The sequence below is a fragment of the Mojavia sp. genome (assembly GCF_059505145.1).
This window is the reverse complement of sequence record NZ_JCACKA010000065.1, coordinates 31034-51709: the sequence shown is the minus strand read 5'-3', so window position 1 is coordinate 51709 and position 20676 is coordinate 31034. Positions and strand designations below refer to the sequence as shown.

The 20676-nt window shown below is 41.5% G+C and carries 20 protein-coding genes; 9 read left to right on the top strand and 11 right to left on the bottom strand.

The genetic code is table 11. The annotated features are described in order from the left end of the window. Nucleotides 1-447: 447 nt before the first annotated feature. A complete protein-coding gene (locus AC5JL8_RS15225) occupies nt 448-2109 on the top strand; it encodes a glycosyltransferase family 39 protein (protein ID WP_495880623.1) in 1662 nt (553 codons plus the stop codon). A 133-nt stretch (nt 2110-2242) separates the two neighbouring features. Here the strand turns inward: AC5JL8_RS15225 and AC5JL8_RS15220 are convergent, their stop codons facing one another. Next, nucleotides 2243-2848, bottom strand: coding sequence for a DUF3318 domain-containing protein (locus tag AC5JL8_RS15220; protein ID WP_495880622.1), 606 nt, complete (start codon nt 2846-2848; stop codon nt 2243-2245). A gap of 282 nt (nt 2849-3130) precedes the next feature. Here AC5JL8_RS15220 and AC5JL8_RS15215 point away from each other — a divergent pair, with 282 nt between their 5' ends. After that, entirely contained in the window at nt 3131-3391 is a 261-nt protein-coding gene (locus AC5JL8_RS15215) for a hypothetical protein (protein ID WP_495880621.1), read from the top strand. Between the two features lie 102 nt (nt 3392-3493). Here AC5JL8_RS15215 and AC5JL8_RS15210 read toward each other — a convergent pair whose 3' ends face one another. The 5 genes from AC5JL8_RS15210 to AC5JL8_RS15190 form a co-directional block, all read right to left on the bottom strand. After that, nucleotides 3494-5071, bottom strand: coding sequence for an iron uptake porin (locus AC5JL8_RS15210; protein WP_495880620.1), 1578 nt, complete (start codon nt 5069-5071; stop codon nt 3494-3496). Between the two features lie 160 nt (nt 5072-5231). After that, the gene (locus AC5JL8_RS15205; RefSeq protein WP_495880681.1) at nt 5232-5825 is read right to left on the bottom strand and encodes a Crp/Fnr family transcriptional regulator; all 594 of its coding nucleotides are present in this window, start codon (nt 5823-5825) and stop codon (nt 5232-5234) included. 881 nt (nt 5826-6706) lie between these two features. Continuing rightward, the gene (gene phoU / locus AC5JL8_RS15200) at nt 6707-7375 is read right to left on the bottom strand and encodes a phosphate signaling complex protein PhoU (RefSeq protein ID WP_495880619.1); all 669 of its coding nucleotides are present in this window, start codon (nt 7373-7375) and stop codon (nt 6707-6709) included. Nucleotides 7376-7405: 30 nt separating this feature from the next. Continuing rightward, the gene (locus tag AC5JL8_RS15195) at nt 7406-8737 is read right to left on the bottom strand and encodes a sensor histidine kinase (RefSeq protein ID WP_495880618.1); all 1332 of its coding nucleotides are present in this window, start codon (nt 8735-8737) and stop codon (nt 7406-7408) included. A 53-nt stretch (nt 8738-8790) separates the two neighbouring features. Beyond that, nucleotides 8791-9543, bottom strand: coding sequence for a winged helix-turn-helix domain-containing protein (locus tag AC5JL8_RS15190; RefSeq protein ID WP_495880617.1), 753 nt, complete (start codon nt 9541-9543; stop codon nt 8791-8793). Between the two features lie 502 nt (nt 9544-10045). On the opposite strand from AC5JL8_RS15190, the gene AC5JL8_RS15185 reads away from it, so the two are divergent. After that, nucleotides 10046-10195, top strand: coding sequence for a hypothetical protein (locus tag AC5JL8_RS15185; protein WP_495880689.1), 150 nt, complete (start codon nt 10046-10048; stop codon nt 10193-10195). A gap of 965 nt (nt 10196-11160) precedes the next feature. Here the strand turns inward: AC5JL8_RS15185 and hisA are convergent. From hisA to AC5JL8_RS15170, 3 genes are read right to left on the bottom strand one after another with little or no spacing between them, the layout of a single operon-like run. Continuing rightward, on the bottom strand, nt 11161-11934 hold the full coding sequence (gene hisA / locus AC5JL8_RS15180) for a 1-(5-phosphoribosyl)-5-[(5-phosphoribosylamino)methylideneamino]imidazole-4-carboxamide isomerase (RefSeq protein ID WP_495880616.1): 774 nt from the start codon (nt 11932-11934) through the stop codon (nt 11161-11163). Between the two features lie 53 nt (nt 11935-11987). Then, nucleotides 11988-12281: a DUF3593 domain-containing protein gene (locus AC5JL8_RS15175; RefSeq protein ID WP_495880615.1), complete on the bottom strand. Its 294-nt coding sequence runs from the start codon at nt 12279-12281 to the stop codon at nt 11988-11990. After that, nucleotides 12281-12625 (bottom strand): DUF2499 domain-containing protein, encoded by a 345-nt coding sequence (locus AC5JL8_RS15170; protein ID WP_495880614.1) that lies wholly within the window; start codon nt 12623-12625, stop codon nt 12281-12283. Before AC5JL8_RS15170 ends, AC5JL8_RS15175 begins: the two co-directional genes overlap by 1 nt. A gap of 161 nt (nt 12626-12786) precedes the next feature. Here AC5JL8_RS15170 and csaB point away from each other — a divergent pair, with 161 nt between their 5' ends. Both csaB and AC5JL8_RS15160 read left to right on the top strand, forming a co-directional pair. Continuing rightward, a complete protein-coding gene (gene csaB / locus AC5JL8_RS15165; protein WP_495880680.1) occupies nt 12787-13827 on the top strand; it encodes a polysaccharide pyruvyl transferase CsaB in 1041 nt (346 codons plus the stop codon). 55 nt (nt 13828-13882) lie between these two features. Further along, the gene (locus tag AC5JL8_RS15160; protein WP_495880613.1) at nt 13883-14335 is read left to right on the top strand and encodes a retroviral-like aspartic protease family protein; all 453 of its coding nucleotides are present in this window, start codon (nt 13883-13885) and stop codon (nt 14333-14335) included. Nucleotides 14336-14343: 8 nt separating this feature from the next. Here AC5JL8_RS15160 and pgeF read toward each other — a convergent pair whose 3' ends face one another. Continuing rightward, a complete protein-coding gene (gene pgeF / locus AC5JL8_RS15155; RefSeq protein ID WP_495880612.1) occupies nt 14344-15153 on the bottom strand; it encodes a peptidoglycan editing factor PgeF in 810 nt (269 codons plus the stop codon). Nucleotides 15154-15228: 75 nt separating this feature from the next. On the opposite strand from pgeF, the gene AC5JL8_RS15150 reads away from it, so the two are divergent. Continuing rightward, on the top strand, nt 15229-16041 hold the full coding sequence (locus tag AC5JL8_RS15150) for a biotin--[acetyl-CoA-carboxylase] ligase (RefSeq protein ID WP_495880679.1): 813 nt from the start codon (nt 15229-15231) through the stop codon (nt 16039-16041). A 90-nt stretch (nt 16042-16131) separates the two neighbouring features. Beyond that, nucleotides 16132-17706, top strand: a complete 1575-nt coding sequence (locus tag AC5JL8_RS15145) for a M23 family metallopeptidase (RefSeq protein ID WP_495880611.1) — start codon at nt 16132-16134, stop codon at nt 17704-17706. Between the two features lie 98 nt (nt 17707-17804). On the opposite strand, the gene AC5JL8_RS15140 is transcribed toward AC5JL8_RS15145, so the two are convergent. After that, nucleotides 17805-18482, bottom strand: coding sequence for a riboflavin synthase (locus AC5JL8_RS15140; protein ID WP_495880610.1), 678 nt, complete (start codon nt 18480-18482; stop codon nt 17805-17807). 341 nt (nt 18483-18823) lie between these two features. On the opposite strand from AC5JL8_RS15140, the gene AC5JL8_RS15135 reads away from it, so the two are divergent. Next, entirely contained in the window at nt 18824-19321 is a 498-nt protein-coding gene (locus AC5JL8_RS15135) for a bifunctional nuclease family protein (RefSeq protein WP_495880609.1), read from the top strand. Nucleotides 19322-19489: 168 nt separating this feature from the next. Next, on the top strand, nt 19490-20614 hold the full coding sequence (locus AC5JL8_RS15130; RefSeq protein WP_495880608.1) for an aldo/keto reductase: 1125 nt from the start codon (nt 19490-19492) through the stop codon (nt 20612-20614). Nucleotides 20615-20676 lie beyond the last annotated feature (62 nt).

Below are 20676 nucleotides of genomic sequence, written 5' to 3'. Positions count from 1 at the left end.
CGCAGACGCAACAGCGTTTATTGGACAACTTTAGAAGAATTTTGATTATAGAAAATATATTTTTATTTTACTACATAATATAGTTCTTTTTAAATTTTATTATTAATACCAAATTTCACAGTTTCAAAAAAATACGTATATCTTACCTAGTCATTGCTAACTATATTTTATAAGCTGGCATAAGTTTAACTGGTAAACTTATGCCAGCTTATCAATAACTAATTACAATGATTTTGCGTAAATAAAAAATTACAATTATCCTTCCATAGTATAAAGCTTTAATAATTGAGATTATTTAAACAAAATAAATGGAGTTCGCTAATAAGAATTTACCAGTTTTTTATTAATTATCAAAATTCCAATAAAAAATAAAAATATTATTTATTGAATCGCAAAACTGTTATCCCAGCCAACTGATTGATTAATCCAAGCTTACTAATCACTAACATGAAAAAGCTTTTTTCTGTAGAAAAATTAGCGCTAATTGTTATTGCGATCGCAATAGTGCTAAGAATGTTGAATTTAGGAAACCGGGAGTTGTGGTATGACGAAGTTTTATCACTACTTCTTTCTAGCGGACAAAAGGGTGCTTACCAAACCCCTGGCGATACACCAGCTGTATTGGCAGAATACACATCCTTGTTGAGCTTACCAATTGAGGCAGGTTTGCGCGAGGTTTTCTCAACCTTTATTCAGCTAATTCGGAGTCTATTAGGAGGAGAACCTCATCCACCACTATTTTTTTTGAGTCAACATTTCTGGCTGCGTCTTTTCGGTAACAGCGAAGCAGCAATGCGGAGCCTAAATACATTATTCAGTATTGCCGCTATAGGCAGCGCCTATGGGTTAGGTAGGGTTTTCATAGGACATCGTGGCGGACTACTCCTGGCTGCACTAATAGGAATTAATCCGTTTTATTTATTCCACTCTCTCAATATTCGGATGTATGCTCCCCTAGTTTTGTGGGTAACACTAAGTGCATGGGCACTGCTGCATCTAATTTATCAGCAGAATACTCAAAGTACCAAAAATCTTCGCAGCCAATTGCTATGGAATAGTCTTTTGATCGGCTCTACTGCTGCTGGCCTACTGACCTTTTATTTATATGTTTATTGGGTGGTTGTTTTAGCAGTCTTAGTAGTTTACCTTGATCGGCAGAATTGGTGGCAGCACGGATTACGTTTGGGGGCAGGAGTTTTATTAACCATTCCTTGGATGCTATGGGGAACCATCAAGCAGCTTCGTAATGCTGATTTAAAACGTTTTGGTGCAGCAAAAGAAGTTGGGTTTGCATGGTTACATCACTTACAGGATATTGCTCAAACTTTGGGTACTAATTTACTTCTAGGAGATTGGGTAACCAGTTTACCTTCCCTGAGCGTGGCCACAGCAGGTTGCTTGGTAATTTTACTACTTTTGACTTGTAGTATCAGCCTTTGGCAAAAAGGTGAGCAAACAAACTTAGGAGTAGCTTTAATATTAGGAATTGTGCCCTTGTTACTAGCCTTAGGAGTAGATATTGCGACTCAAAAATTTACCTTGGGGTTTGGCTGGGGAAGGACTATGATCATTATTCTCCCCGGCTGTTTATTATTGCTGGCTTTATGGGTAGAACGAGCGGTCTCTGTGCAATGGCGTACACCTGTAGCAACTGGTTTATTGCTTTTGTATCTCACTATTAGTATTAGTGATTTTAGTCTACGGCAACGCTCAGTTTTCCATTCAGTTGCCGATTTAATTTTACAAGATGTAAATCAGCCAACCTTAATTGCTCTGAATTCCAAAGCTTGGGGTCATGTTATGCGTTTAGCTTATTATATTCCCTCGAAAGCTCCTGTTAGGCTACTAGCTGACAAGCCTGCAAATCTGGCAACTTCTTTAGAAAAAGTCTTAATAAATGAAGCTGGGCAGTATCCTCGCCTACTCTGGTTAGACAGTAGTGATCCTGTGTGGTCACGTTTGGAAACAGAATCGGAAATAGAAAAGGAAAAACAGAAAATTCAGCAAGTTATATCGTCTCAGTTTCAGCTAATAAATACGCAAAATTTATCTGGCACAATGTCTCTGGATAACTTTACTTTAAGGCTTTACACACCTTCTAGAAACTAGAGTATGATTTTTTGCGAGGTCTGAGGGCTATGGAGTTAATGTTGTCTACATTTTAGCTTTCATGCCACCTTCTCAGGTATTACAGTCAGTATGCCTAAATTAATTTATCTGCGCCAAAATTGCCAATTTTCTGCTAATGTCTGTAATTTTCCGGTACACCCACTGGTGACAAACCAGCGATCGCCCGTAAGTTTTGGCAACGAATCAACTCGATAAAATTTAAACTAGAACGTCCTTCAATTTTTGCTGTCGCCTCAATTGCGGATAATAGATGTTGGGCGGCTTCAGCTTCTGAGTAACCCCGTCGCTGCGCGATTCTAATTGCGGCTGCATCGGCATTTAATTCTACATCTTGAGATTTGTTGGTGCGCCAGATGCGAACTAATGCGATCGCACTTAATCCTGCACCTATTACTACACCCACTACATCAGACTGCGTTGACTCTATTAATCCACCCAACAACCCCAGCAATACCACACCTTGATAAATGTCTGGTTTGAACCACTTCACCCCTATCAACCAGCTAACCATTTGCAACAGCAGCAAGTCTCGTTGTGGTTTTGTCAGGCGGAACCATAAATCGAAATTAATATATATAGGTCGCTCGTGACTCCAGGGTAGCGGAAATGAAGCATCAATTACCTTTGCTTGTTCAGGCTTACTGACGATTTTTGCCGTCATTCGTCCCGAAGCAGGCATTACATCTAACAGACGGCGGATTTCAACGTTTGGCTCCATAATTTAGCTATTAGCCATCATAAGCATAGTAATTAATTATGCAAAAGATAAAGTTTTCATGCTACCTTTTGATTTGTGCGAAATTGTCACAAACTTTGAAGATGAGGGTAATTTAAGTGAAAACCTCTGCAAATTAAGACTTGTAAAAGAGATAGACCAAGCCATCAGAATACTGGTTAAGCAAGTATATAGTGTGACCGGATTCTATAGTATCCACCCGTTTGGCTACAAGTTCAAAACGTTAAAGTTTTGGATAACCATTAAGACTAAAATTTTAACTACATGGACGCTTTTGCTCCCTTCCCACCTGAATGGACGAATCAGGCAATTCATGCTTATAAGTTTTGCTGTCCTAGCTGCAATGCCAGTAGCCTAGAAGCTTTACAAGTTTGGATAAATCGGCGATCGCCTGTAACTACAGAAGAATATCGCCGTAAATGGCAAGAATTTTACAATTGCCACTGTGGTTGTGCATGGTGGGCTTGGAGTAGCGATCGCCCTCCAACGGATCTGTCCACCCAGCAAGATTGTAATCCTACATAGCCTTTTTTGCGTCAGCAAAAGCCCGGTCTATAAGAACGGGCTTTTGCTGATTCATATTGTGACTAACAAGTTAGTAGTAGCACTACTAACTTAGTATGCATTTTAGAAAGTGAAGGTAGTACGGAGAGTACCAACGTAGATAGTGTCGTTAATGTCGTTATGCTCTGGATTGAAAATCACCAACAAGCCAGGGGTAACTTGAATGTTATCCGATACCTGCACCTTGTAGAGACCTTCTAAATGATAAGAAGTGCTGGGATCTGTAGCAATACCAGTACCACCAGTTACTTTAGGTGGTTGACCAAACAGAAGACCCAAAACGTTTCCTTTACTACCCAAGTCTCGCACACCAAGCGAAGCAGCCCAGTATAAAAACTCTGCATCTCTTGCAGCACCAGTTAGGGCATCGGCAGTGGTGTAGCCTACCCAACCACTCAAAGCCAATTTAGGGCTGGGTTGGAAGGTAGCTTGTACACCATAGTGATTGGCTTCAGTACGCGCACCACCAAAGGGGTTATTAGCAAATGCGCTACCTGTTGCTTGGAAGAGGTTGGGAGTAGGTTGATAAGTGCGGGCGTAGCTTAGACCGATGTTAAAGGCTTTGCTAGGTTGGAAAGTTAACTGACCAAAGATGGCATTTTCACCTTCAAATACCCCGTTAGTCGGAGTAGGATTGCTAGCAGTCCTAGCTAGATAAGCTGCACTCAAGCTAAAAGGGCTTTGATTAGGATTGAAGGTCACAGTCACACCAGCACCACCGGCACCTTGGCGATAGATAGGGCTGAAACGACCATAGCGGGATATAGAACCCCTACCAGAACTGGCAAAGTCTGGGTTAAAGGTGTTGACGTTCTCGTATAACTCAGCATTATTAGCGTCAACCTTGATACGTATTGCGTCACTCAGGTTAAAAGCGTAGTTAATTTTATCAATTTCAACGCTGTTGTTAACGCCCCCATCAAAGCTCAAGCGGGTCATGTTTGTACCAGTTACACCAGCGTTGGAGAGTGTATTTGCTGCTTGCAACCGGATTTGTAATTGGTCTTTACCTGTAAAGCTACTAAGCAAGCTCAAACGAACCCGGTCAGAAAAGACAGTGTTGGCATCTAAGTCAGCACCGCCAACTCTCGTATCACCGAAAGGTTCAGATATGTTGAAAATTACTTCCCCAGACAGCTTGGTTGTTGTAGAGAATTGATTAGCTTCTAGTTCAGCAGTACGAGCTTCTAAAGAATCCACACGACCCCGTAGGGTAGCTAATTCAGCAGAAAATTCTTCTTGTAAACGCTGTAGGGTAGCAAGGTCTTGTTTAGTTACCAAGTCAGCGGTAGCTGTCGCAATTAGTTCGTTAACTCTATCTAAGCAAGCGTTCAAACCTGCGGCAAATTCGTAACGAGTCAAAGCACGGTTGCCCCGGTAAGTTCCATTGGGATAACCTGCTATACAGCCATAGCGTTCAACTAAAGATTGCAAAGCTTGGAATGCCCAATCTGTAGGCTGCACATCCGAAAATTGCGAAACGGATGTAACTTGTTCCATGCTGTTAGATTCTTGTGACAACTCGGTAACAGCAGTTATCGGTTCTTCGGCTTCAGCAGCCAAGGCGCTATTACTAGCAAAAAAGGTCGCAGCAACAATAACTGGACTGACCTTGATAAGATCCCAGAATGCTTTTTTCATAATCTTACTCTCGCTCACACCTAACTAATTCACTCCAAAGCATAATTCCCAAAAAATTTTATTTTTAAGGAATTTACTTATTAATCTGGTAAGTATAATACCAAATTCTCTTGTTAATTTACCATTCAACTACCATGATTTTAAATGAATTTATAGTTATTTAATTCGCTAAATAAAGAATAATAAGGCGTTTATAACGTAAAAGACTTCCTTCTTCTTCAAATTGCTGGAGAAGACGAGTTACAGTTACTCTTGTTATATTTAACACTTCTGCAATTTCTTGATGGGTGAGAGTTATGTCAACCAGCCTACCCTGTTCTACATCACGACCGAATTTTCCACTTAACCAAACCAAAAAATGCCACAAACGTAGCGAAGTTGGTTTACGATGTACTATGCTTAAAAGCTCTTCAGATTGCTGAATGTGGGATAACAAAGCATTGATATCTTGATACCAAAGCTGAGGTGGTAAAATGCTCACTTCCACACTCGTCAAACATTCAATTTGATAAGGTTTGACTCTAGACAAAGGATATCCAATTATATCACCTGGCCCCCAATAGCCTAAAGTGATAAATGTTCCCTCTTCACTCCAAGTTAAACTACGAACTGCTCCACGCTCAATACGCCACAGTACGTCATTACGTGGTGGCATTACTTCCCTACGAGGGAATAGTCGTTGGGGTAACTGTTCATTAATAGTAGATTTATTTGATGTAACAGAGGATTTTAGAATACTACTTGTGTAATACATCACAAATGTTTTTTTAGGAAGCAATGTTTGATTGAAAACCTATTCAATCTACAATATTCGCTTTATTAAATCGTAAGATTTTTTAAATGATTATCTTAGTAATCTTATTCGTAATTAATTGCATATTTTATCTTTAATATGAACTCACAGCAGATATAAAATGATATTTTTTATAGGTTTTAAAAATACTTAAAAAACAATGAATAAAACTATAAACATAATGAATACTGCTGATTAAATTACTATAATAAAATGCAATTATATTATTTTTTAACTACTAAAAACGAAAATAATGTTCGGTAGTAAACTTAAAAAAATGCTTGTAGCCATTACACCAATTTTTCACTAAACATCGCTAGCATTAATAGCAAGACTATATAAATAATGGGAGCTTGGCAAAGTATGACAGAATCATTTACCAATAATTCTATGTTGATATTCCAACATTACCTCCTACCAATATTAATAATTGGCGCTTATAATAAATATTAGTTTTCTTTATTACAGCGTAACCATTATTAAGTAAATAAGTAAAGTAGAAGACGATTTTTATACTGTCTTCGTTTACTTTAATGGTCAAAGTTTAAGAACAGGTAAGCTTTTAGTGAAATGTATGTTAGATTACTAATTTTTAAATACTTAAGACTTTAGTAGTATATAGACTTGTTTTTTACCAAAAAATAGAGGAATAAAGCTCTAACCCCAATTCTGTCTGAAGTTTAAATGTTACCTTTGATTTTTATTCATTCAGGTCATAGACGAGCAATAAATACTTAATGTAAAGTATTTATTATTACATAATTAGGTAAAGCACAAATAAGATGGGGACTGGCAAATAAGATGATTGCCAATCCCTGATTTTTCTGGTTCCCAAGCCATAATTAGGATCGTTGACCAGTAACGATATACGCCACTCTTTGGCCAATATTAGTAGCATGATCTGCCATGCGTTCCAGGTAACGGATTGCCAGTGCCAACAGAACAATTGGCTCGACCACACCTGGAACATCCTTTTGGAAAGCTAAAGTCTGATAAAGACGCTCATAGGCATTGTCTACAGCATCATCCAGATGCTTAATACTTCGTCCACTTGCTTCATCCAAATCTGCTAAAGCTACTAAGCTAGTTGCTAGCATAGCCTGAGCATGATGGGACATAACTGCAATTTCTGGTAAAGAGGCATGAGGCGGATAAGGAAAGATTTTAATGGCAATGTCAGCTAAATCTTCAGCGTAATCCCCAATTCGCTCCAAATCCCGCACTAGCTGCATAAAAGCGCTCAAACAGCGCAAATCTTGCGGCGTAGGTGCTTGCAGCGTCATAATTGCGGTACAGTCTGACTCTATTTGCCTGTAAAAACGATCAATTTTTTTATCTAATCGGGGAAGTTCCTCTGCTGCTGTTAAATTGCGGGCAAATAACGCTTGGTGGCTGAGACGAAATGATTGTTCGACCAAAGCTCCCATGCGTAGTACATCCCGCTCTAAGCGCCTAATGGCACGTGCCAGATGAGATCCATCAGAACTGGGACTATAAAGGACAGCTTTCACACTTGTAATCTTAAACGTGAAGATATTTTTTTAACTATAATCTTGGCTTGAAGTGTTTGCCATCATTCCAGGGAGTTGAACTTGTATCCAAGCACCACCACTTTCTGGATGGTTCATAGCTTTGATTGAACCACCATGGGCAAGAATAATTTGCCGGACAATTGCCAAACCCAATCCACTGCCAACAACTGCGGTTGTTGAATTACCTTCTTGTACTGGGTAACGAGTTCGTGCTTTATCTCCCCGGTAAAATCGCTCAAAAACATGTGGCAAATCTGCTTCCGAAAAACCAACTCCAGAATCAATAATATTGATTTCCAGATAAGATGAAGCGAGATTGCTCTTGTGATTATTTTTGACCGATAAGATTTTTGCTTGAACTTGAATAGTTGTACAAGGAGGGCTGTATTTAATGCTGTTATCCAGTAAGTTTAAAAAAACTTGATATATGCGCGAACGATCTACTTTAATAAAGAGATTTTCTGCTCCAGAATAGTGAAGATTTAGATGTTGCCGTTGTGCCAGTGGTTCTAAAGTTTCCCACACGCATGTGATCAGCGATCGCACTTCTACAGTTTCAAAATGCAATTGCATGGTTGGGTTGGTTTCCATTTGAGTCAAATCTAACCAGCCTTGTACCAAGTTAATCAGCCGATCGACTTCCTGCATGAGGCGGTCAACCCAACGATTTAAAGGTGGTTCTAAACGGTTTTGTAAAGTTTCCCCAACTAGACGAATCGAAGTCAGTGGTGTTCTGAGTTCATGAGCTAGATCGGAAAAAGAACGATCTCTTACTTGATTCATATCCAGCAGCGGTTGGCGATTTTCTAAAAACACTCCCACTTGGCCTTTAGGTAATGGAAAGCTAGACGCCCGTAGAGCCAGAGGCTTTACCTCTAACATTGCCGCCGCATTCTCACAAGAAGGGTGAAACACCCACTCTTTGACTCGTGGTTGTTGGCAATCACGAGTTTGCTCAATTAAACGGTCAAGTTCATAAGAGCGCACTAACTCCAGTAACAAGCGCACTTGCCCTGGTTGCCACCGTTCCAGATACAATATTTCTCTTGCCTGCTGATTACACCACAGCAACTGATTTTCTTCATCCACCTGCAAATATCCCAGCGGTGCAAAATCCAGCAATTCTTGGTAAGTTTCCAAGGACTGCTGCAAATCTTGCCGCTGCTGCTTCACCATAGCAATTTCCCGGCGCAAGCGAGGAATCATTAGCAGCGCCACCTTGGAAGAGTGAGAATTTAAAGGCTTAAGTACTCGCCCCAGGTAGCGGTTCAGTTGAACCTGTTGCCAAATCCAAAACCCAATGCCTACCGCTAAACCCAGACAAAATCCCAATATGAGCATTTAAGTCATTAGTTGCTTTATAACAACTAAAAACTAACAACTATCCGAAGCAATTAACCAAATCGATAGCCAAAACCTCGTACAGTCACAATGTATTCTGGATGACTAGGGTCTTGTTCTAATTTTTCGCGTAACCAGCGGATGTGAACATCTACAGTCTTGCTATCTCCAACAAAATCTGGCCCCCAAACCTGATCCAGCAATTGCTCCCGTGACCATACCCGGCGAGCGTAACTCATAAATAATTCTAGAAGGCGGAACTCTTTCGGCGACAGACTCACCTCTTGACCGCGAACCAGCACGCGACACTCTTGGGGATTCAAGGTAACATCTTTATATTTTAATATCGGTAGCTGGGGCAAAGTGCTTAAACGTTGGCGACGGAGTAAAGCACGGCAACGAGCCACTAACTCACGCATACTAAAGGGTTTTGTTAGGTAGTCATCTGCTCCCACTTCTAACCCTAGAACACGGTCAGTTTCACTACCTTTAGCACTAAGCATCAAAATTGGTACGGGGTTGCCTTGATGACGTAGTAAGCGGCAAATATCTAGCCCATTGATTTGAGGCAACATCAAATCAAGGATTACCAAATCAAAGGCAAGTTCCCCTGAGTTGGGTTCAGCACTTTTAAGATATTCTACAGCCGATCGCCCATCAGGGGCAGTTACCACGTTATAGCCTTCTTCCTCCAATGCTACAACTAGCATTTCTCGGATGAGTTCTTCATCTTCCACTACTAAAATGCGACTTATTTGTCCTAAGTCTGCTTTGGCGGAAAACTTGGTTGATTCACTGGTATACATTGATATCACAAAACTTTGGGGCTGTACCGCCATCAAGAATAATGATTGGCTCTAATTATTTAACTTCAGTGCATTCACACTTCTATCGTAGAGAGCTACTTCGTAAAAAGTAACCGATATAACAGTACCCAATACATTATAAATCACTGTGGCTACAAGCGGACAAAAGTGTTTTTGACGACTCTATATTTCTCATATTTTTAAGACTTACGCATTCGCAACCAAAAACAAGGCTTGCGATTGCTTCCTTACGGTCGCAATCACAAAATTACGTTACTTTTGCGTAAGTCCTGATTTTGTATAGCTGTAATTCTATCTTGACAGCAGCAGATTAAAATATACCTATTTAGTTAGTAAAAATATTCTATAATATTTGTTACAAAAACTTTACTTAACAAGAAAAAACATTGATGTCGGCTGTTTTTAACATAGTTTAGTATCTTTTAATTCTCTATTTCAGTATTTACATTGAGCTAAAAACTTTTATTTTCAGGCTATTCGGATGTGTGCATTGAGTAAGGCTTGGTATGGCTTGCTACCCCTTAAATCATTTATCAAAAAAGCTATTGAAGGTACTGCTAATGTGAATCCATACCAGGCAATCAAAGAAATTGCTTTAGAACAAGCTAAAAGCCAGGTAAAAAATAAATAAGTTAGTTTTATATCTAAAAATAATGTAGAGACGTGATTTTACTACGTCTCTACAAAGCAGCATAATATTTTTGTCATATTTTATTTAGGCTTAATGCTCTCTTTTAGGTGGGATACCTTTGTTCAAAGGTTGTTTCCGCTCTTTTGTTTGATTTTCTGTAGTTTTTTTGTTGGATGCTTGCGGGGGATTTGGTTTTTGGCTAGACATAATACTAAACCTTGTATTCAATTTATCTATATTTTTATCTACAATACGTGCAGTACAAAGTCCGGAAACTAGCGAAAAATTTACAGCATTTTTTATACCCTGCGGAAACCCTTACGCTTAAAGCAGCCGCCTGGATAGAAGAAATCTTGCGCTGTCTCATCGCTACGCGTTTATGGATGCAAAATCAGGTAGATAAATTTTTTATGATAGTGGAAATCGGCTGTATTCTATTTAATTGAAAAAGCCATAGCTAAAAATACGAATATAAAAAAATAGAGACGTTATAATTTTTACGCCTCTAGAAAAGAGAAAACCCTATATTTTAAAAATTTAAAAATTTGAACAATTAAATTATCAGCAGTTTAACAAACACTAACTTATTTTATTTTGTTGAGTGTTTTATGCCCTGGTTTATTTTTATTTTATTGTTACTTTAGAACCTGAACGCACCAGGTTCAGTTTTTGCTGGCTTGCCCTTGTTGGAGGATTTCGACGAGCTATAGTAACACAATCAATGGTTGTTAACTCTCTACAAGTTGAACTACAAGTGTATAAATTATGAATCCGGAAAATAGAAAAAATAATCGAGGTGTAGTCTAATATATCTGTTGACTCGAAGACAATCCTAATTTCCGGTAAAAGGATGGAGAGGGAACAACATATATATAGTAGCTGCTATTGTCCCCCGCCCCTTGACATTTATACGTTCCCCTTGTTCCGTAATGAGTTTGTAATATTTTCAGATAGGGGAGGCAATATTAGCCAAAGGTAGAAAAATCTAGATTGGGTGGAATATCTTGAATACGCCCAGGCCCGATCGCACGTAATGCTTCTTTAAGGGCAATATCACCAGTATACAAGGCACGTCCAACAATTACACCAGTTACACCTTGTGGTTCCAAAGCTAACAGGCTCAACAAATCAGTAACAGAACTCACTCCCCCAGAAGCAATTACTGGTATGGAAATTGCCGCAGTAAGTTCTCGTAAAGCCTCTAAATTCGGGCCTGTAAGAGTGCCATCACGGTGAATATCGGTATAAATTATGGCTGCTGCTCCCAATTCTTGCATTTGTACAGCTAATTGGGTTGCTAAAACTTCGGAGGTTTCTAACCAACCGCGAGTCGCTACTAATCCGTTACGGGCATCAATGCCAATAATAATCTGTCCGGGAAATTCTTGACAGAGTTGTTGTACTAGCTGGGGTTGTTCTACGGCAATGGTTCCAATAATTGCCCGTTGTACTCCTATATTAAATAATTGCTGCACACTAGTACGATCGCGCAATCCCCCGCCTACTTGGATGGGAACTGATACTGCTTGGGCGATCGCTTCAATTGCCTCTAAGTTTACAACTTTACCTGTTTTTGCACCATCAAGGTCAACTACGTGTAACTTAGAAGCACCCTGATCGACCCACTGTTTAGCAACATCAGCAGGGTTCTCGCTAAAAACTTGCGATCGCTCGTAGTCTCCTTGATAAAGTCGCACGCAGCGGCCTTCTAGTAAATCAATCGCTGGAATTACGTCCATTCACCTCATCCTCAATGCAATCACAAAGCTAGCTATATCTGGGCTTTCTCTGTTTAAGCCTTCATTTTTAATTGCTTCACAGCTTGCCAGAAACCCAGCACAATCAAAATGTTAGAAAGCGTCAAAAAAACTTCCGCACCACCGTGTAGCCAATCGACATTTGCCAAAGACTCTCCATAATGCACTTTGGCATAAATCCCGGCTGGAATGGTGACACCGACAAACACTAGAGTGCCGTAAAATCCATACAGTGCCAGACGTGGCATTTGCTTGCTGCGGCTGATAAACCACAAGAAACCCAAATAAGGAAACAGTGAAAGGGCAAACAGGGCCTCTTTAGATATCATCACTTTGATTTAATAGGTTTTGGCTCAGTAGTATTCATGGCTGTATTCGCAGACTTGGTGGAACGCCAAATCCACACCGCAGCTGCCCAAAGGGTAAAATTACCAACTAAGGTCATGGTAGCTTGAAGTGTTACCAGCCATTCTAAAGATTCGGGATTATCGAAATAGTGCCAGGTGCAAGCACACATAGCGCTGACCAAAGCTGGTAACATGGCGAAGGATAATCCCCACCAAGTCCGATTACCTGTGAGTTCGCCGTAAGTCCAAATTAACCAAATGGCGGCAATCCACTCAATGACACTAGAAACGTGAATAATCCAGGTGGGAATCGAAAGGGCGTGCATAATTAATAGTCAGTTACTCTGTTGTCATTTGTCCCGTGGTCTCCCCACTACTTCATCTTCCCACAAGAAAATTCTGATTTTCTGGGCATTATGCCAGCGATCGCCGCAATCATTTGCGAAAAAACTTGATAAGCTAAAATCCAAACTCCAAAATGAAACCAATGCGGGCGTTATTATCTGGGTATTACGGAAAAGGTAATGGTGGCGACGAAGCTTTGTTAGCAACGCTTTTGCAAATGTTACCACCTCATGTAACGCCTGTGGTTCTTTCTGGTAATCCAGAGGAAACCCGCGATCGCTATGGTGCGGAAACCTGCAATCGCATGGCTTTTACAGCTGTGCTGCAAGCTTTGCGTTCTTGTGATGCTTTTATCTGGGGCGGTGGAAGTTTAATCCAAGATGTTACGAGTAGCATTAGCCCGTTTTATTATGGCGGACTGATGACCTTGGCACAGAAAATGGGTTTGAAAACTGTTGCTTGGGCGCAGGGTATTGGGCCGTTGAAGCGTCCCCAAACTCGTTGGTTGGCACAACACTCCTTCGGACATTGTACCAAAGTTAGTGTACGCGATCGCGCTAGTGCTGCTTTATTATCTGATTGGCAAATTCCTTATATCCTTGCGCCTGATCCGGTTTGGGCGTTAGAAGCTAAACCAGTCCCCGGACTTTGGAATTTACCTGCGCCTAGAGTTGCTGTAACTTTGCGATCGCATCCCCAACTTACAGAAACACGCTTGGCAAATTTAACTCGCGCCTTGGTAGATTTCCAAAAAGCTACGCAAACTTTTATTCTATTGCTGCCATTTCAGAAAAGTGAAGATTTAAGCATTGCCGAAGCAATTCATCCCCAGTTAAAAGATGTTAGCCAAATAATGTGTCTGGAAGATCCGCAACTTTTAAAAGGTGTGTATCGCGGTGTGGAAATGACAATTGGGATGCGTCTGCACAGCTTGATTATGGCAGCGGCTGAAGGATGTCGCTGTTTTGCTCTTAGTTATGATCCCAAGGTAAATCGCCTGATGGAAGATTTGGCTATGCCTGGATGGGATTTGGCAAGTTTACCAGATGACCCTAATGTAATTAGTACAACTTGGATGGAGCATTACGCCAATGGCGATCCCCTATCATCTGAGCAAATACAATCTTTGGTAGATCGAGCTTTGATGCACCGTGAGTTATTAAGTGAAGCGTTAACAGCCTAAATAATTGCTAATTACGAATCGCAAAGGACGCAAAGAGCGCGAAGGATAAAAGATTATGGCAAATCTCAATCGTGCTAATCCAGTCAGCAATCAATTTATGGGTGCAGTTCGAGTCAAAGTCAAACTTACCAATGCTATTGATGAAGCGCTTGTAAGTAGAGGAATGCTCAATCCAAATATGCTACGGGTGTATGAAACCGAAGCATTGATCGACACTGGGGCAGTACGTACTGTACTACCTATGTCTATTGTGCAGCAACTTGGTTTGAGAATTCGAGGACAGCAGATTGCTCAATATGCCAATGGTAGTGAAGAATCAATAGGCGTGACTGAACCTGTGATTATTGAATTGGCGGGACGGGAAACTACCGAAGCAACATTGGTTACAGGCGATATAGTCCTGATTGGGCAAACGGTGCTTGAGACGCTGGATTTACTGGTGGACTGTAGGAATCAGCGACTTATCCCGAATCCTGAGCATCCTAACTATCCTGTAATGAGGATATAGATAACATGCTAGTGACTCTTTTTGCTGCTGACAATCCCTGACCACTGCACTTTTTTCTCTTTTTCCCGACGGTAAGAAAAGAAATGCTCTGGAGTTTGGTAAGTACAATAAGGAGCGATCGCAACTTGTTCGGCACTAATCCCTAGGTTTTCTAACTGTAAAGCATTTACCCGCCGTACATCTAGCCTAACTTTGCCTGGGTTGGGGTCTTCTAGCAAGGGTGAGTTGGGTAGCTCATGCAATGCATTGACAATCTTTTTTTCGTCTTCATGTGGTATAATACTAGCCCCGATTTCAGCAGCTACCTCCACAGAGACTTGGTAAACTTCACCTGCGATCGCAGGCCCTAGAGCAATTCGTAAATCTTCCAGTTTGCTACCTTGTGCTTTGAGTCGGGCGATCGCCTGGGGAACAATTTTTTTCGCAGTACCCCGCCACCCTGCATGGAGTGCTGCTACCTGTCCAGTTTTCATATCCCCAATTAGTACAGGTGTACAATCAGCGCTAGCAACCCATACTGCTTGCAAAGGCTGCTCGCTAACTAAACCATCAGCCAATGCTAGGGCGGAATCACCTTCTCCCTCAACATCATCGTGACCTGTGCTTAACCTGCTGTCAATTTCTTGTGGAGTCAGAACAGTATTGCCATGAACCTGTTTCAAGCGATAAACTGATGCTTCCGGGTGTAGCACCTTTGTTAACTCTTTCGGCGAACGAGGCCAAAACGGCTGGGTAAAGAAGCCGTGATGCCAAGGTTCTAGGAGACTACAAGTCAGGTAGGGCAATCCGTCCCAATTACGCCAGTGCCAAGTGTGCATCGTGAACCAAACCTAACAAAAAATCAAAATCAGCCAATTAATGCTAACTTGAACAACGGGATTTGGGGTAACTGCGTGGGATTTGATCTACAACTCTTGGAAACAGCCCTCAAAACAGGGCGTAAGTATAGATATTTACCTTTCTCTCTTCACGTTTTTGATAGCGTAGCCTCGACTAATCAAACTCTTTGGGAGTTACTTGCACAGGGTGCTGAACAAGGATGTGTAGTAATCGCCACCCAACAAACTGCTGGACGCGGGCAATGGGGTCGCCAATGGAGTTCTCCTATTGGGGGATTATATGTTTCGGTGGCGATCGCTCCTAAATTAGAGGCTACTAACTGTTACCATCTAACTTTAGCTAGTGCTTGGGGAATTGCAGCACAATTAAGAGAGTATGGTATCAGCGTTGGAATTAAATGGCCGAATGATTTAGTTTTAAATGGTCGCAAACTAGGCGGCATTCTAACAGAAACCAAAGTAAATCAAGGACAAATTACACAAGCTGTGATTGGTGTTGGTATTAACTGGGCAAACCCAGTACCAGAGACTGGAATTAATTTGGAACTTTGGCAAGCTTCTGAGAATTCTAGACCGATCTCTAGTCTGGAAATGCTCACCTCTACAGTTTTAATCGGAATAGAATCCGGTATAGAGTGCCTTTTTCAAGAAGGAATAACCATACTCTTGTCTCGTTATTTAGAATTATTGATAAACATCGGTGACCAGGTACACGTTAATAATCTTGCAGGCACTGTAATCGGCGTCACTCCTCAAGGCAATTTACGAGTGAATTTAGAAGCGTATGATACAAAGGGACTAATCACACCAGAAATTTACGTTGAACCCGGTACAATCAGTTTGGGTTATCAAAAATCTTCTGTTTAATTTTTAGGTTTGTTCAAAATTTCGCTCTTTGGGCAAGACAAACCACTAGCATCATCTCTTTAGGCTAATTACTCACAACTGAGAGAACAAATGACGCAGCCCCATAACTCTGCCCATAATCGTTTACAAGGACTGACAACAAAACGCTTTGCTTCCACGCTACCAGCACAAAGCCTCTGTTGGCTTAGTAGCTTTAGCCTCCTAAGCGGTGGTTTGGTGTTAGCTCAAACGGAAACATCTATAGACAACATTGTTCCTACTATTGAAAATTCCCAGCCAACACCTGCAATAAATCCAATTAAAAAATATACTGCTACGCCAGATGTAGCTCGACCGCAACCGGAATTTTCTCAACGGCGAACTAGACTTAAAAAGAAATTAAATAGGGAAGTATCCCAATCAACACAACCAGTAAGACAGTCTCAACCGAAAATTCAAATTTCTGAGCCTGCTGCTATTAAGCGCTCAACACCTCAGATAGAAACTTCGCGGGTTGTCCCTGTAAAAATAAGAGAAGAAAAACCTAAACCAGAAGTAGCCACTTCCAATTCTTCGCCTTCCTTAACTGAGAAACTACCAGTAGTTGCTCAACCGTCTAACAACTCCAACAATAGTGTTAGTGAAACCGCCGGGAAAACTAAGGATTACAATAACGCCTATATTGACCCCACTGATTACAAAGCTGGTGGTACAACCTATATAGCGCCCGATTCTGTGGTGATTACAGAACGTTCCAGCGGTTGTCGAGCAACTTTGCCTGCTGGGGGTGTATCAGGTAGTCTTTGTGCTAAACCATCACAAGGCAATCAGCGTGTAGCTGATGGTAAACCGAGTTGGCTCAAAAGAAGCCAAAATTCTAAATTAGCAACTGTTCCTGTAGTTCGACCGCTAGCAACTACCAATGGATGGCGTAATCCCCGCGTTGCTCCTAACAGTGTAGCCAATAATAGATGGGGTGGGACAGCGATCGCTTCTAGTGGTGTTACCAAGAGTACTCGCCCTAATCGTTTTATCCCCAACCCCGGTGATTTCTCAACCACCAAAGTAAGCGCAACTCCGATTGCACCGAGTGGCGGCGCTTTACCTGCACCAATGGCAGATGGTAATGTCGCACCACGCCCTAGCACTGTGTCTTATGACTTCCCAATAGCGTCAGCATTACCGCAAATACCATATACCGGGAGAGTTGCTTATAGTGGTCAGGGAATGATGTTTCCGCTTTCTATCCCCTCCCCGATAACTTCTTTGTTTGGCTGGCGAACTCATCCCATCACAGGCGGTCGTCGTTTCCATGCTGGTACAGACATAGGTGCGCCTATGGGCACGCCAATTCTAGCAGCCGCTAAAGGTCAAGTAGAAACTGCTAACTGGCTCGGTGGCTATGGTTTAGCCGTTGTCATTAACCACAGTTCTGCTCAACAAACTCTCTACGGTCACATGTCAGAAATCTTTGTTCAGCCCGGTCAGTGGGTAGAACCAGGAACTATGATTGGGCGGGTTGGTAGCACAGGTAACTCCACAGGCCCCCACCTGCACTTTGAAGTTCGCCACCTGACACCCAATGGCTGGGTTGCAACTGACCCAGGCGTTACATTAGATACTGCCCTTAGTCAGTTGGTTCAGTCTTTGCAGACAGCTCAGGTAGCTCAGAAACCAGGTAGTTAAGGCTGGGGAATCGGGATTGGTGACTGGGGACTGGGGACTGGTTACCTAACACCCAGTACCTAATACCTAATCTCCGATACCCAATCCCCAACCTCTAATTACAAATATCCATGTTCTGCTAAAAATCCCGGTGTAATGTCAACAGAACTGGAATCATCAGTTTTGGAATTTACTTTGCCAGAATAAAGCAATTTTTCTACATATTTGCCGAGAATATCTCCTTCTAAATTCACCAAACTGCCAGGAACCAAATAACGGAGATTTGTTTCGGCGTAGGTGAGGGGAATTACCGCTACTTTGAACTGGGAGAGTTCTGGCTCATATACGGCTACTGTGAGACTAATGCCATTCACAGCAATGCTACCTTTGGGGACAATGTACCGCGCGATCGCCTCAGATGCCGTAAACGTCAATTCCCAAGAATTAGCCGTTTGTTCTGCCGCTAGCATTCTCCCTATGCCGTCTACATGACCCATGACAAAATGTCCGCCGATTTTGCTTCCTACCCGCAGCGACGCTTCGAGGTTGACATATCTCTGTGGCGTTTCTTCACCTCCCAGCGTTGTGCGGCGCAGCGTTTCTGGTGATGCTGTGGCGATAAAACCATCTTTTAAAACTTTTTCTACGGTTAAACAAACGCCATCAACTGCAATACTGTCCCCATAAGCCAGATCCTGCATAATTAATTGAGATGACTGACCTTCACAAGTAATTTGCCAAGAATCCCCCCCTAGGGGTTTCATCATTCCTAAAGCCTGGATTAATCCTGTAAACACAGCTTTTTTGCCAAACTAACTCTATTTATTGCCTAATTTTGCCTAAAATTCACTGGTAAATATCTCAATAATTGTAGAGAAATCTAAGTATAATTTCTGACGTTATTCGAGATAGGGATATTAACACATTAGCATCATTAACAAGGCATACTTGGGTAAGAAGTATATTGTCTAAGTAGACCACTTTGACTTACTCTGGTGTTCACATCAAGTTCGGAGTTTAATAGAAGCAATTATAGAGAACAAATGCCTATGTTTATTTTTGTCACTAAATTAACCCGTCAAGGGTGTTATTTGTTACTTATTACCCAAGTACTCCAAGGAGTGTAGAGGCTTAGCCAATGATTGAAATGAGAGTCGCTGGCATAGCATTAGATGCCATAACCCGTAGCCCGATTGTACTTTTAAAAGATGCTTCAGATCGTCGTGCTTTGCCAATTTATATCGGACAAGAACAGGCTAGGGCAATTGCGGGAGCGCTGGAGAGTCAGAAGCCTCCACGACCTTTAACCCATGACCTTATGGTAAATATTCTAGAGACATGGAACTTGACTCTGGATCGGGTAATTATTCATTCCCTACAAAAGGATACCTTTTATGCAGCCTTAATTGTTCAACAAGGTGAAGTTACAAAAGAAATTGATGCGCGTCCTAGTGATGCGATCGCCATTGCTCTTCGTACCAATACTCCTATCTGGGTCATGGAAGAAGTAATAGCTGATGCTTCTATTCCTGTGGATCGCGACGCCGATGAAGCAGAACAACAAGCCTTCCGCGAATTTATTTCTAATCTCCGTCCTGAGGATTTAATTAAGCGCTTCGGCAATAGCGAAAGTTAAAAAATTGCTGGAGTGCTAAACAAAAAAAAATCAACAAAATAAACAATACAAAATTAAGAAGAAAGAATCAAGAAAAGCATTCAGTTCCTTTATTCTTTCTTCTTCAATTTTCGCTCTTTGTATAGATGCAATTAATTGTGTCTGTACTCAGAACTTAGACTCTAATTTATGCAATATCGACGCTTTGGCAAAACGAATCTGCGCCTTTCTGTTTTTTCCTTGGGAACAATGCGCTATCTGGCTGATGCCGAAAGTGCTTATCACACTATCAATAAAGCCTTGGCGCTAGGAATTAATCATATAGAAACTGCCAGAGGTTATGGCAAAAGTGAAGAATATTTTGGGAAAGCGCTTAAAGTTGGGTTGTCAGTACCTCGTTCTCAACTTCACATCACTACCAAAATTTCACCCACAGCTGATGCTGACCTCATGCGTCGTCATATTGATGAATCTCTAGAACGATTACATTTAGATTATCTTGATTGTCTGGGAATTCATGGCTTGAACACTTGGGAACATCTGGAGTGGGTGCAAGCCGATTATATGCCAGCTGTGCAGGAAGCGATCGCAGATGGTCGAGTGCGTCATGTTGGTTTCTCCACCCACGGATCGTTAGAAGTAATTCTGGCGGCTATTGACACAGATTTATTTGAATTTGTCAATCTGCATTATTACTATTTATTCCAACGCAATGCACCAGCAATTCAACTAGCTGCGGAAAAGGACATGGGCGTTTTCATTATCTCCCCTGCTGATAAGGGAGGTCGTCTCTACACACCGCCCCAAACCTTGAAAGACATCTGTCGTCCATTTTCATCATTGGAATTAAACTATAGATTTTTACTTAGCGACTCCCGCATTACTACCCTGAGTGTAGGGCCAGCCAACCCAGAGGAATTAATTGAACCCTTGCGAGTTGCTGACAGTATCGATCAACTCACGTCAGAAGAAATTGCAGCTTTCCAGCGTTTAGAAAATCAACAGCAAGTGGCCTTGGGAACACAGAAGTGCAGCCAGTGTTATGCTTGTTTACCCTGTCCAGAAAATATCAATATTCCAGAGGTGCTGCGGCTGCGAAATCTAGCTGTAGCATACGATATGACAGACTATGGCAAATATCGCTACGGGATGTTTGAAAATGCCGGTCACTGGTTTCCAGGAATGAAAGCCAACCGCTGTACAGAATGTGGTGACTGTTTACCCCGATGTCCAGAAAATTTAGATATTCCAGCTTTACTGGAAGATAGCCACGAAAGATTAAATGGCAAAGCAGGTAGAAGATTGTGGGGTTAAACAATTCAAAATTAAAATTCAGGTAATGAATGCAGAAGGCGATCGCCTGCTTTATCCAACGA